The organism is Lelliottia nimipressuralis, from assembly GCF_004115925.1.
Lineage (GTDB): Bacteria > Pseudomonadota > Gammaproteobacteria > Enterobacterales > Enterobacteriaceae > Enterobacter > Enterobacter nimipressuralis.
Genome location: NZ_SDDX01000019.1, coordinates 1 through 12,548, shown reverse-complemented (window position 1 = coordinate 12,548; position 12,548 = coordinate 1). Strand labels below are relative to the sequence as shown.

At 54.8% G+C, this 12,548-nt stretch carries 12 protein-coding genes and 1 tRNA gene; 7 read left to right on the top strand and 6 right to left on the bottom strand.

The annotated features are described in order from the left end of the window. Nucleotides 1-99: 99 nt before the first annotated feature. From ETG88_RS14815 to ETG88_RS14805, 3 genes are all read right to left on the bottom strand, one after another. The gene (locus ETG88_RS14815; protein ID WP_100777916.1) at nt 100-453 is read right to left on the bottom strand and encodes a DUF4156 domain-containing protein; all 354 of its coding nucleotides are present in this window, start codon (nt 451-453) and stop codon (nt 100-102) included. Nucleotides 454-623: 170 nt separating this feature from the next. Beyond that, the gene (gene groL / locus ETG88_RS14810) at nt 624-2,267 is read right to left on the bottom strand and encodes a chaperonin GroEL (protein ID WP_100777917.1); all 1,644 of its coding nucleotides are present in this window, start codon (nt 2,265-2,267) and stop codon (nt 624-626) included. A 40-nt stretch (nt 2,268-2,307) separates the two neighbouring features. Beyond that, nucleotides 2,308-2,601, bottom strand: coding sequence for a co-chaperone GroES (locus ETG88_RS14805; protein WP_003855929.1), 294 nt, complete (start codon nt 2,599-2,601; stop codon nt 2,308-2,310). A gap of 178 nt (nt 2,602-2,779) precedes the next feature. On the opposite strand from ETG88_RS14805, the gene yjeH reads away from it, so the two are divergent. Further along, a complete protein-coding gene (gene yjeH / locus ETG88_RS14800) occupies nt 2,780-4,018 on the top strand; it encodes an L-methionine/branched-chain amino acid transporter (protein WP_129035667.1) in 1,239 nt (412 codons plus the stop codon). Between the two features lie 75 nt (nt 4,019-4,093). On the opposite strand, the gene ETG88_RS14795 is transcribed toward yjeH, so the two are convergent. Next, complete coding sequence (locus tag ETG88_RS14795; RefSeq protein ID WP_100777919.1) at nt 4,094-4,564, bottom strand: FxsA family protein; 471 nt, start codon at nt 4,562-4,564, stop codon at nt 4,094-4,096. A 334-nt stretch (nt 4,565-4,898) separates the two neighbouring features. Between ETG88_RS14795 and aspA the strand changes: the two genes are divergently transcribed. From aspA to ETG88_RS14765, 5 genes are all read left to right on the top strand, one after another. Then, complete coding sequence (gene aspA / locus ETG88_RS14785; RefSeq protein WP_100777921.1) at nt 4,899-6,335, top strand: aspartate ammonia-lyase; 1,437 nt, start codon at nt 4,899-4,901, stop codon at nt 6,333-6,335. A gap of 115 nt (nt 6,336-6,450) precedes the next feature. Then, nucleotides 6,451-7,752: an anaerobic C4-dicarboxylate transporter gene (locus ETG88_RS14780; protein ID WP_129035666.1), complete on the top strand. Its 1,302-nt coding sequence runs from the start codon at nt 6,451-6,453 to the stop codon at nt 7,750-7,752. A gap of 111 nt (nt 7,753-7,863) precedes the next feature. Continuing rightward, entirely contained in the window at nt 7,864-8,187 is a 324-nt protein-coding gene (gene cutA, locus ETG88_RS14775) for a divalent cation tolerance protein CutA (RefSeq protein ID WP_100777923.1), read from the top strand. Next, complete coding sequence (locus ETG88_RS14770; RefSeq protein WP_129035665.1) at nt 8,163-9,851, top strand: protein-disulfide reductase DsbD; 1,689 nt, start codon at nt 8,163-8,165, stop codon at nt 9,849-9,851. Before cutA ends, ETG88_RS14770 begins: the two co-directional genes overlap by 25 nt. Nucleotides 9,852-9,898: 47 nt before the next feature. Continuing rightward, on the top strand, nt 9,899-10,474 hold the full coding sequence (locus ETG88_RS14765; protein ID WP_102104422.1) for a transcriptional regulator: 576 nt from the start codon (nt 9,899-9,901) through the stop codon (nt 10,472-10,474). On the opposite strand, the gene ETG88_RS14760 is transcribed toward ETG88_RS14765, so the two are convergent. Both ETG88_RS14760 and ETG88_RS14755 read right to left on the bottom strand, forming a co-directional pair. Further along, the gene (locus ETG88_RS14760; RefSeq protein WP_129035664.1) at nt 10,471-11,061 is read right to left on the bottom strand and encodes a LysE family translocator; all 591 of its coding nucleotides are present in this window, start codon (nt 11,059-11,061) and stop codon (nt 10,471-10,473) included. The genes ETG88_RS14765 and ETG88_RS14760 overlap by 4 nt on opposite strands. Nucleotides 11,062-11,097: 36 nt before the next feature. Further along, nucleotides 11,098-11,943: an AraC family transcriptional regulator gene (locus tag ETG88_RS14755; RefSeq protein ID WP_158238460.1), complete on the bottom strand. Its 846-nt coding sequence runs from the start codon at nt 11,941-11,943 to the stop codon at nt 11,098-11,100. Between the two features lie 170 nt (nt 11,944-12,113). Between ETG88_RS14755 and ETG88_RS14750 the strand changes: the two genes are divergently transcribed. After that, nucleotides 12,114-12,189, top strand: a tRNA-Phe gene (locus tag ETG88_RS14750). Nucleotides 12,190-12,548: the final 359 nt, after the last annotated feature.

The following is a 12,548-nucleotide window of genomic DNA, read 5'->3' as shown; positions in this document are numbered from 1 at the left end:
GTAGAGTCAAAACAAAACGGCAACCGATGTTGCCGTTTTTTGTTTGTAGCCTCTGCGATAAACAGAGGATTCAGGTGAGGACATTAGCCCGCACGTGACTCAGTTCGGGCACTTATAGACCTGGCCGTTCATGGAACTGGCCGTCGGGACAAAGCTCGACAGAATGCCTTGCGATGGGCTGCTCACACCGTAAATGACGTTGCCTCCCATTGCCGCCGCCTGGTTACGCAGCGCATTCGCGGCACCACGCATTGAACCGCCTTCGTCACCGTGCTGACCCGACATCCAGTTACTCTGCTCACCGGTTGCCGAACCTAACAGCTGGCACTCGCTGCCCGGCTTATCTTCCACAAAGCGAACGCCCTGACCCGCCGAGGAGAGCTCATTACTGGAGCTACAACCTGCCAGCAGCAACGCTGCCCCTACGATCCCTGCACAGACTTTAACGCGCATGTTATTCCCCGTTTGCAATAAGCTGGACAAGAGTTGTCCGTGTGTAAACCTTATACTAAAAAGATGAACAAAAGAAAAACCCCCAGACATTTCTGCCTGGGGGTTTTTCAATTCCGGGAGGGTTACGCCCAACGCATTCTGGTTACAGAACGATGCAGGGCGTAGGGCAATTACATCATGCCGCCCATTCCACCCATACCGCCCATGCCGCCTGCGCCTAAGTCAGGAGCATCGCCTTTAGGCAGGTCGGTCACCATGCATTCGGTGGTGATCATCAGACCCGCTACAGAGGCCGCGTACTGCAGAGCAGAACGGGTAACTTTAGTTGGGTCCAGGATACCGAAGTCGATCATGTTGCCGTATTCTTCAGTTGCTGCGTTGTAACCGTAGTTACCTTCGCCTGCTTTCACGTTGTTCGCCACAACAGACGGCTCTTCACCGGCGTTGGACACGATCTGACGCAGTGGAGCTTCCATTGCGCGCAGCGCAACTTTGATACCCACGTTCTGATCTTCGTTCTGAGCGGTCAGGCCAGCCAGTTTAGCGGCAACGCGAACCAGCGCAACACCACCACCCGCAACCACGCCTTCTTCTACCGCAGCACGGGTTGCGTGCAGGGCGTCATCAACGCGCGCTTTCTTCTCTTTCATTTCAACTTCGGTAGCAGCACCGACTTTGATTACTGCAACGCCGCCTGCCAGTTTCGCTACGCGCTCCTGCAGTTTTTCACGGTCGTAGTCAGAGGTTGCTTCTTCGATCTGCTTACGGATCTGAGTAACACGGCCCTGGATTGCGCCTTCGTCACCCACGCCATCGATGATGGTGGTGGTGTCTTTGTTGATCACAACGCGTTTCGCCTGACCCAGATCTTCCAGAGTCGCTTTTTCCAGTTCCATACCGATTTCTTCAGAAATCACGGTACCGCCGGTCAGCGTTGCGATGTCCTGCAGCATTGCTTTACGACGATCGCCGAAGCCAGGTGCTTTTACCGCAGCGACTTTCACGATGCCACGCATGGTGTTAACCACAAGCGTAGCCAGTGCTTCGCCTTCAACATCTTCAGCGATGATAACCAGTGGTTTACCGGCTTTCGCAACGGCTTCCAGCACTGGCAGCATTTCACGGATGTTGGAGATTTTTTTGTCAGCCAGCAGGATGAACGGGCTTTCGAGTTCAACAGCGCCGGTTTCTGGCTTGTTGATGAAGTATGGGGACAGGTAGCCGCGGTCGAACTGCATACCTTCTACTACGTCCAGTTCGTCTTCCAGACCGGTACCGTCTTCAACGGTGATCACGCCTTCTTTACCGACTTTGTCCATCGCTTCAGCGATCAGTTTACCTACGGTTTCGTCGGAGTTAGCGGAGATAGTACCCACCTGCGCAATCGCTTTAGAGTCGGAGCATGGTACGGACAGGGCTTTCAGCTCTTCAACAGCGGCGATAACCGCTTTGTCGATACCGCGCTTCAGATCCATTGGGTTCATGCCCGCAGCAACAGCTTTCAGGCCTTCAGCGATGATCGCCTGAGCCAGCACGGTCGCGGTGGTGGTACCGTCACCTGCAGCGTCGTTCGCTTTAGAGGCAACTTCTTTCACCATCTGCGCGCCCATGTTTTCGAATTTGTCTTCCAGTTCGATTTCACGTGCAACGGAAACGCCATCTTTAGTGATGGTTGGTGCGCCGAAGGATTTATCCAGCACTACGTTACGGCCTTTCGGGCCCAGGGTCACTTTAACTGCATCTGCCAGTACGTTTACGCCGCGCAGCATTTTCACACGAGCGTCGTTACCGAATTTTACGTCTTTAGCTGCCATGTTCTTATTTCCTCAAATTCGTTCAGTATCGTTTCGCGGATTACGCTTCAACAATTGCCAGGATGTCGCTTTCGGACATGATCAACACTTCTTCATTGTCGATCTTCTCGGATTTCACGCCGTAGCCATCGTTGAAAATCACGATGTCGCCAACTTTAACGTCCAGCGGTTGCACTGTACCGTTTTCCAGGATGCGGCCCTTACCGACAGCGATGATTTCGCCACGAGTTGATTTGGCTGCTGCAGAACCGGTCAGTACGATGCCGCCTGCAGATTTGGTTTCAACTTCTTTACGCTTGACGATCACACGATCATGTAACGGACGAATACTCATTGATAGCTCTCCTTCGAGAAAGTCATTATCAGTTATGGAAGACGCCGGGCCGTAAAAGGTTTACCGACTGGTGCCCTGAGAGATGGGGGTCGGATTTTGCCCCTTCAAGGGGCAGTCGAAAAAAAATTTGTGAAAGTGTTACCATCGCCTCTCTTTTGATGGTGGCAGGACGAAGTGAATGAGTGGACTCAAACAGGAGTTGGGGCTGGCGCAGGGCGTTGGTTTGCTCTCTACCTCCTTGTTAGGTACCGGCGTTTTTGCCGTGCCCGCACTGGCGGCTCTGGTGGCAGGAAATAACAGTCTGTGGGCGTGGCCGGTGCTGATCGTGCTGGTTTTTCCGATTGCGATTGTCTTTGCGACGCTCGGCCGCCATTTCCCCAGCGCCGGTGGCGTGGCGCATTTTGTCGGCATGGCGTTTGGCCCACGGCTGGAGCGCGTCACCGGCTGGCTTTTCCTATCGGTCATCCCTGTAGGGCTTCCTGCTGCCCTGCACATCGCCACCGGTTTTGGTCAGGCGCTGTTTGGCTGGCATGACGAGCAGCTTCTGCTGGCGGAGCTGGGGACACTGGCGATCGTCTGGTGGGTCGGATCCCGCGGTGCCAGTTCCAGCGCTAATCTACAAACGTTGGTCGCCGTGCTGATCGTCGCGTTGATTGCGGCAATATGGTGGGCGGGCGATATTCAGGTGAGCGCGATTCCGTTCCCGGCAATCGCTGATGTCGATCACACACAACTTTTCGCCGCACTTGCGGTGATGTTCTGGTGTTTTGTCGGGCTGGAGGCGTTCGCGCATCTGGCGTCAGAGTTTAAACAGCCGGAGCGAGATTTCCCGCGCGCGCTGATGATTGGCCTGCTGCTGGCGGGCACCGTTTACTGGGCCTGTACGGTGCTGGTGCTGCATTTCAATGCTTATAGCGCCGACATGGCTGCAGCCGCTTCGCTGCCAGGGATCGTGGTGCAACTCTTTGGCGTCAAAGCCTTGTGGATTGCCTGCGTGATTGGCTATCTCGCCTGCTTCGCCAGCCTCAATATCTATATTCAGAGCTTCGCCCGCCTGGTGTGGTCCCAGGCGCAGTATAAGCCGGACAGCCGCCTGTCGCGCCTGTCAAAGCGCCAGCTACCCCTTAACGCGCTAAACGCGGTGCTGGGCTGTTGCGTGCTGAGCACCCTGTGTATTTATGGGCTGAATATCAATCTCGATGCGCTGATCGTCTATGCGAACGGCATTTTCATCATCATTTATCTGCTGTGCATGCTGGCAGGATGCCGGTTACTGAAGGGACGATTTAAAGTGCTGGCGGTAGTCGGTGGCGTGTTGTGTTTGCTGCTGCTGGTGATGGTTGGCTGGAAGAGTTTGTACGCTTTGGTGATGCTGGCAGGGCTGTGGATGTTCTTGCCGAAACGAAGCGTACTTTAAACGCCGGATAGCGCTGCGCTTTTCCGGCCTGCAAGAGATTAGGCCCGGTAAGCGAAGCGGCACCGGGCACACCTGTCAGCGGTCGTCTTTATGATCGAGGCGGTCGCGCTGATCGTCCTTGCGCTGAAACTCCCCGTCAAAGGTCTCTCCATTTCCCGGCCCAGTGCTGAAACCGCCGCCAGGCATGCGGTTAAAACGCAGATGCGGTAGCAGTCTCATGGTCAGAAGTTTTTGCACCGGTGGCAACAGCAGTAACAGGCCAAGGAAATCGGTGAAGAACCCCGGCAGAATCAGCAGCAGGCCCGCAAGAATCAGGGACACGCTTTTGATCATCTCGGCTGCCGGGCTTTCCCCCGCCGCCATCTTCTGCTGCATTAACAGGAAATTTTTGAAACCCTGATTGCGCACCAGCGACATCCCAATTACGGATGTGAAGATGACCAGGATCAGCGTCAGCAGGACGCCCAGCACGTGGGCGACCTGGATAAAAATAGAAATCTCGATGTAAACATAGAGAAAAATGGCAATAAAAGGTATCCAGCGCACTGGTTTCTCCTGTGTGGCAGACGCCTTTGGCCTCTGTCTGTATGTGTTTGCGAGTCGCGTCTTTCTGAGATGGAGACGGTTAGCCAAATTTCAATCGGTTTGCACGGATATTTTTTCTGGAAATATTCAAGCGGTGATTCATTTCACAGATTAATAATTATCATGAGATGAGGGCGATAATAAGTGATCCAGATTACGGCAATTCGCTATCATCAGCATATGATCTCGAGTATCTGGCTGATTGAGGGAATAATCGTCGGTCAGCAAATATTGAAAACCACATATCTACTGTGTGTTTAGTACAATCCATCGGCCGCTTTAAAAGAAGGTTCACATGTTAAACAACATTCGTATCGAAGAAGATTTGTTGGGTACCAGGGAAGTTCCAGCGGATGCCTACTACGGTATTCACACTCTGAGAGCGATTGAAAACTTTTACATCAGCAACAACAAAATCAGCGACATCCCTGAATTTGTACGTGGCATGGTGATGGTGAAAAAAGCCGCAGCACTGGCAAACAAAGAGCTGCAAACCATTCCGAAAAGCGCTGCAAATGCCATCATCGCCGCCTGCGATGAAGTACTGAACAACGGCAAATGCATGGATCAGTTCCCAGTTGACGTTTATCAGGGCGGTGCGGGGACCTCCGTCAACATGAATACCAACGAGGTGCTGGCTAACATCGGTCTTGAACTGATGGGCCACCAGAAAGGTGAGTACCAGTACCTCAATCCAAACGACCACGTTAACAAGTGCCAGTCTACCAACGATGCCTACCCGACCGGTTTCCGTATCGCCGTGTACGCCTCTGTGGTGAAACTGATCGACGCGATTAACCAACTGGGCGATGGCTTCCAGCGTAAAGCCGTTGAGTTCCAGGACATTCTGAAAATGGGCCGTACCCAGCTGCAGGATGCCGTGCCGATGACCCTCGGCCAGGAATTCCATGCCTTTAACGTGCTGCTGAATGAAGAGACCCGCAACATCCTGCGCACCTCTGAGCTGCTGCTGGAAGTGAACCTTGGCGCCACCGCCATCGGTACGCGTCTGAATACCCCGGACGGCTATCAACAGCTGGCGGTGCAGAAACTGGCGGAAGTCTCCAATCTGGCGGTTGTTCCGGCGGAAGACCTGATCGAAGCGACCTCCGACTGCGGTGCCTACGTGATGGTGCACAGTGCGCTGAAACGTCTGGCAGTGAAACTCTCCAAAATCTGTAACGACCTGCGCCTGCTCTCCTCCGGTCCACGCGCTGGCCTGAACGAAATCAACCTGCCAGAACTGCAGGCCGGTTCGTCCATCATGCCAGCTAAAGTGAACCCGGTTGTGCCAGAAGTGGTTAACCAGGTGTGCTTCAAAGTCATCGGCAACGACATTACCGTGACCATGGCCTCCGAAGCGGGTCAGCTGCAGTTGAACGTCATGGAGCCAGTGATTGGCCAGGCGATGTTTGAATCCATCCACATTCTGACCAATGCCTGCTACAACCTGCTGGAAAAATGCATTAACGGCATCACGGCGAACAAAGCCGTGTGCGAAAGCTTCGTCTACAACTCCATCGGTATCGTCACTTACCTGAACCCGTTCATCGGCCACCATAACGGTGACATCGTCGGGAAGATTTGTGCCGAAACCGGTAAGAGCGTGCGCGAAGTCGTCCTTGAGCGTGGACTGCTGACAGAGGCTGAGCTGGATGATATCTTCTCGGCGCAGAACCTGATGCACCCGGCCTACAAAGCGAAGCGTTATACCGATGAAAGCGAACAATAACAGTTCGGGTTAAACTTCCGAAAGGCACGTCACTTGTGACGTGCCTTTTTGCTTTTATAGGACATCACAAAAATAACATTTACGTATCCAACAACTAACATTCAAGGAAGCGATTATGATTGTCATTGAGCTGATTATCGTTTTAGCGGCGATTTTCCTCGGCGCCAGGCTAGGAGGGATTGGTATCGGCTATGCCGGGGGTTTGGGCGTGCTGGTTCTGGCAGCCATTGGTGTCGCACCGGGGAAAATCCCGTTTGACGTTATCTCCATCATCATGGCGGTGATTGCAGCCATCTCGGCCATGCAGATTGCGGGTGGTCTGGATTATCTGGTTAATCAAACGGAAAAACTGCTGCGCAAAAACCCGAAATACATCACCATTCTCGCGCCGGTCGTGACCTACTTCCTGACGATTTTTGCCGGTACCGGCAACATCTCTCTGGCAACGCTGCCGGTTATTGCCGAAGTGGCGAAAGAGCAAGGCATTAAGCCGTGCCGCCCGCTGTCGACTGCTGTGGTGTCCGCGCAGATCGCGATTACCGCCTCGCCGATTTCTGCCGCAGTGGTGTATATGTCATCGGTAATGGAAGGTCATGGCGTTAGCTATATTCATCTGCTCTCCGTGGTGATCCCCTCGACGCTGCTGGCTGTGCTGCTGATGTCGTTCCTGGTCACTATACTGTTTAATTCCAAACTTTCTGACGATCCGGTGTACCTGAAACGTCTGGAAGAAGGTCTGATCGAACTGCGCGGTGAAAATAAAGTTGAGATCAAACCACGCGCGAGACTGTCGGTACTGCTGTTCCTGCTGGGCGTGGTCTGTGTAGTGATTTATGCCATCGTCAACAGCCCAAGCCTCGGCCTGGTGGCAACACCGCTGATGAATACCACCAACGCAATCCTGATTATTATGCTGAGCGTCGCGACCCTGACCACCGTGCTGTGCGGCGTGGAAACGGACAGCATTCTCAGCTCCAGCACCTTCAAAGCCGGAATGAGTGCCTGTATCTGTATCCTCGGCGTGGCGTGGCTGGGTGATACTTTTGTTTCCCACAATATCGACTGGATTAAAGAGACCGCAGGTACCGTGATTCAGGGCCATCCTTGGCTGCTGGCGGTGATTTTCTTTGTGGCTTCCGCGCTGCTGTATTCTCAGGCTGCGACGGCGAAAGCTCTGATGCCGATGGCGCTGGCACTGAACGTGTCTCCACTGACCGCTGTGGCCTCTTTCGCTGCCGTTTCTGGCCTGTTTATTCTGCCAACCTATCCGACGCTGGTCGCGGCCGTGCAGATGGACGATACCGGGACGACGCGCATCGGACGCTTCGTCTTTAACCATCCGTTCTTTATTCCGGGCACGATGGGCGTCGTGTTTGCCGTATGCTTCGGTTTCCTGATCGGTAGCGTGATTCTTTAAGCTTTCGGTGTTGTAAAAATAGTTAAAGTCGGGCCGCTCTGCGGCCCGATTCATTAATGCCCTCAGGCTCAGCGTGATATAGTGATTTTTTCGCGATGAGGAGGTCGAGTAGTGAATACACCTGACGCTGTCGTTGTACTGTGTACCGCCCCCGATGAAGCCACTGCCCAGGAGCTTGCCGCCAAAGTGCTGGCAGAACAGCTCGCTGCCTGTGTGACGATCCTGCCCGGCGCTACCTCGATGTACTACTGGGAAGGCAAGCTGGAACAGGAGTACGAAGTGCAGATGCTGCTGAAAACCAACGTCTCGCATCAGCAAGCGCTTCTCGACTGCCTCAAGTCTCATCATCCATACCAGACCCCAGAACTGCTGGTGCTGCCAGTGGTTCACGGCGACAACGATTATCTCTCATGGCTCAACGCTTCCTTACGCTGATCCTGCTGCTGTGCAGCACATCAGTTTTTGCCGGGTTGTTCGACGCGCCCGGCCGCTCTAATTTCATTCCCGCCGACCAGGCGTTTGTTTTCGACTTCCAGCAGAACCGGCACGATCTCAATCTGACCTGGCAGGTCAAAGAGGGCTATTACCTCTACCGTAAGCAGGTGAGCATTACCCCCGCTCGCGCGAATGTCGGCGAGCCGCAGCTGCCCGCAGGCGAATGGCACGAAGATGAGTTCTACGGCAAAAGCGAAATCTACCGCCATCGGCTGACGGTGCCGGTCACGGTAAATCAGGCCAGTTCGGGCGCCACGCTGACGGTCACATACCAGGGCTGCGCCGACGCAGGTTTCTGCTATCCGCCAGAGACCAAAGTGGTACCGCTGAGCGAAGTACAGGCGTCCCCTGCACCTTCAGCTCCCGCAGTGGAAACGGATGATACGAGTGCTAAGCTGCCCTTCTCCGCGCTGTGGGCGCTGTTGATCGGTATTGGTATCGCCTTCACGCCCTGTGTCCTGCCGATGTATCCCCTGATTTCCGGCATCGTCCTCGGCGGCAAACAGCGTTTATCCACCGCCCGTGCGTTGCTGCTGGCCTTTATCTATGTTCAGGGAATGGCGCTGACATACACCGCCCTTGGCCTGATCGTGGCCGCAGCAGGGCTTCAGTTCCAGGCGGCGCTCCAGCACCCTTATGTGCTCATTGGGCTGTCGGTGGTCTTTACCCTGCTGGCACTGTCGATGTTTGGGTTATTCACCTTGCAGCTGCCGTCGTCACTGCAAACACGCCTGACGCTGATGAGCAACCGTCAGCAGGGCGGTTCTGCGGGCGGCGTCTTTGCAATGGGCGCCATTGCCGGGCTGATCTGCTCCCCCTGCACCACCGCGCCGCTTAGCGCCATCCTGCTCTACATCGCGCAGAGCGGGAACATGTGGTTCGGTGGCGGGACGCTCTATCTTTATGCACTGGGTATGGGGCTGCCGCTGATTCTGGTCACCGTCTTTGGCAACCGTCTGCTGCCGAAAAGCGGCCCGTGGATGGAAACCGTGAAAACGGCGTTCGGCTTTGTGATTCTGGCACTGCCAGTATTCCTGCTCGAACGTTTGATTGGCGATGTCTGGGGAGTGCGTCTGTGGGCGCTTCTGGGTGTGGCGTTCTTCGGTTGGGCATTTATTACCAGCCTGCAGGCGCAGAAGCCGTGGATGCGGATCGTGCAAATTATCCTGCTGGCCGCCGCGCTGGTGAGCGTACGTCCCCTTCAGGACTGGGCGTTTGGTTCCCCGGGCGTACAAGCCCAGGCGCATCTTAGCTTTACTCAAATCAGTAACGTTGATGAGCTGAACACCGCCCTGGCGCAGGCCAAAGGCAAACCCGTGATGCTCGATCTCTACGCCGACTGGTGCGTGGCCTGTAAAGAGTTTGAAAAATACACCTTTAGCGATCCACAGGTGCAAAACGCGCTGAAAAATACCGTTCTGCTGCAGGCCAATGTGACGGCCAATAACGCGCAGGACAAGGCTCTGTTAAAACAGCTCAACGTGCTCGGCCTGCCGACTATTTTGTTCTTTAATGAGCAAGGAGAAGAGCAGCCTGCCGGACGCGTGACGGGTTATATGGATGCCGCAGCGTTCAGCGCGCATTTGCGCGATCGCCAACCGTAAACGACACTGTTAACGGGAGAAACCGTTAGCATTGGGAGGAGAAAACCGTGCAACGTGAAGACGTACTGGGACAAGCCCTGCAATTACTTGAGGTTCAAGGGATCGCCAGCACCACGCTTGAGATGGTTGCCGAACGCATCGATTATCCTCTGGATGAGCTTCGTCGCTTCTGGCCCGATAAAGAAGCGCTGCTGTACGACGCCCTGCGCTATCTGAGCCAGCAGGTGGATATCTGGCGCAGGCAGTTAATGCTTAACGAAGAGCTGACGGACGAGCAGAAAATACTGGCGCGTTATACGGCCCTCGCTGATTGCGTTCGCAACAAACGCTACCCGGGCTGTCTGTTTATCGCCGCCTGCACTTTCTATCCTGATCCAGGGCATCCGATCCATCAGCTGGCGGATCAGCAAAAAAGCGCGGCGCACGACTTTACCCATGAGCTGCTCACCCGACTCGAAGTCGACGATCCGGCAATGGTCGCGCGGCAGATGGAGCTGGTGCTGGAAGGTTGCCTGAGCCGTATGCTGGTCAACCGCAGCCTGGCCGACGTCGAGACGGCGCACCGTCTCGCGGAAGATATCCTGCGTTTTGCGCAGTGCCGTATGGGTGGCGCGCTGACTTAAGCCAGCATGCCTGCCCACGCAGAGATAAGCAGGCATAGCGCCATTACGCGTTGAAAGCGCACCATCGCCACGGTGGTGCGAAACACCCGATTTACCGCCTTTCCCAGCCACGCCCAGCACATCAGACACGCAATCGAAATGATTAAGAACCAGAGCGCCATCAGCGCCACATCCCTCAGGGCATGCTCACCAACCGGTGCAAACAGGCTCACGACGGCCAACGCCATCATCCATGTCTTTGGATTGATCACCTGTAAAAGCGCCGCCGCACGCGCCGTAAAACGGTGATGCGAGCCATGTGACAGGTTTGCCGCTGGCGCACTGAATAACTGCCAGCTCATCCAGCTTAACCACAGCACGCCACCCCAGCTCATCACCTGACGAATCAGCGGGTACTGGCGCAATACTTCCCCGGCTCCCGCGCCAGAGATCAGCACGATGGCACTGGCCGCCACACAGCCGCTGACAAGGGCGGGAATCGTCGCCTTCACCCCGTAGTGCTGGCTGTTGGTCAGAACAAGGATATTGGTTGGGCCGGGCGTTATCGAGGCGACAAAAGCAAACAGCAGAAACGGCATCACGTTCACAGGTAGCTCCTTATTTTTGGAGCTCTGACTATGCCGCTATTTTCTGGAAACGTCTGGAAGGTTTGTGCACAACTTTCGGTAATGGGCAGGGGTGATGCGATAGGCCCGCTGGAACCAGCGTCCAAGATGGCTCTGATCGGCAAAACCCAGCGACGCAGCGACATCCACCGGCAAATCGCCACGTGCCAGCATCTGACGGGCTTTTGCGAGCCGAAGCTGGATAAGCCAGGCGTGCGGTGCCAGATGGAACTCACGTTTGAAACAGCGCGTCAGCGTAAAGCGATCGGTTCCCGTCTCGCGCGCAAGATCAGACAGCCCGAGATTTTCGCCCATATGCGCATACAGATAGTCACGCGCCCGATGTGCCACCGCCGCGCTTTGCAGCTGCGAAGGGAGCCTTTTGCGCCAGTGGCAATGGGAAGTGATCTGCGCCAGCATGTGATCCATCGTGCTTTGCTGGACGATTTTCATCTCATCCTGATGCAGCGCGTTAAACGTCTCACCGATGGTGCGAACCAGCTGCGGCTCACGCGTCAGGGTTTGCGCAAAATGGAGTGAATAACTACCGGGCGTGGATTCGTATAGCCCGTGCAGCGTGTTGTTCAGCCACTGTTCGTCCAGATAGAACGTCAGATAGGTAAAGCCGCCCTCGACCGGGGCATCGCCATCATGGATTTCACCGGGTTCAAGCAGAAAGGCATCTCCCGGCTGGCTCTGGTGACGCTCGCGGCGGCAATGGAACTGCTGAGTGCCAGAAAGCGTAATGCCCACCAGATAGCTGTCGTGCCAGTGTGGGTCGAAAGCATGGCCTTCGAAGTGTGCCTTAATGGTTTCAATACCTGTGTCTGCATGCTGACGTAGCTCAAGCCAGTCGTTCGCCATATCGCCCTCCTCTGATCTGTCAGCATTGCTATTTAGCACCCTCATTGTCTGGAAGATTTGTGCAATTTCGCGGTGCAAACGGACAGATTGCCGTAAAGTTAAGCAGTTGAACAGCTTTTCCTGAATTAGGGTTGACGACCATCCGGGATTAAGGTTTAATGCGCTCCGTTGCCCGGATAGCTCAGTCGGTAGAGCAGGGGATTGAAAATCCCCGTGTCCTTGGTTCGATTCCGAGTCCGGGCACCACTAATTAGAAAAACCAGCCTTCGGGCTGGTTTTTTGCTTTTGGGGATTCGGTAGATTCTGGCCGTGTCATTCAACACTATGGATTGCTTCCCCCACAGTCCTAACACCTCTTTTTTCAGCAGCATTCCGCTCGAATTCCACTACTCGACTTACTTTTTCACGCTTATAGCGGCGCTATAAGAGGCTGACTATTTGCATAGAAGGGGTTTGATGCGATTGAGGAGGGTAATTCGTGACTGGATCGAAGGCCGATAACCGGGCTGTTTTGCCGGTGTGGGACTATTTTTGTATAAAGTCAAAAACGCAAAAAGGCCATCCTTGCGGATGGCCTCTTCACTTGTTTGATGCCTGGCAGTTCC

Coding starts and splice junctions, on each gene's coding strand:
- ETG88_RS14815 (WP_100777916.1), bottom strand. CDS start 453: ATGCGCGTTAAAGTCTGTGCAGGGATCGTAGGGGCAGCGTTGCTGCTG.
- groL (WP_100777917.1), bottom strand. CDS start 2,267: ATGGCAGCTAAAGACGTAAAATTCGGTAACGACGCTCGTGTGAAAATG.
- ETG88_RS14805 (WP_003855929.1), bottom strand. CDS start 2,601: ATGAGTATTCGTCCGTTACATGATCGTGTGATCGTCAAGCGTAAAGAA.
- yjeH (WP_129035667.1), top strand. CDS start 2,780: ATGAGTGGACTCAAACAGGAGTTGGGGCTGGCGCAGGGCGTTGGTTTG.
- aspA (WP_100777921.1), top strand. CDS start 4,899: ATGTTAAACAACATTCGTATCGAAGAAGATTTGTTGGGTACCAGGGAA.
- ETG88_RS14780 (WP_129035666.1), top strand. CDS start 6,451: ATGATTGTCATTGAGCTGATTATCGTTTTAGCGGCGATTTTCCTCGGC.
- ETG88_RS14770 (WP_129035665.1), top strand. CDS start 8,163: ATGGCTCAACGCTTCCTTACGCTGATCCTGCTGCTGTGCAGCACATCA.
- ETG88_RS14755 (WP_158238460.1), bottom strand. CDS start 11,943: ATGGCGAACGACTGGCTTGAGCTACGTCAGCATGCAGACACAGGTATT.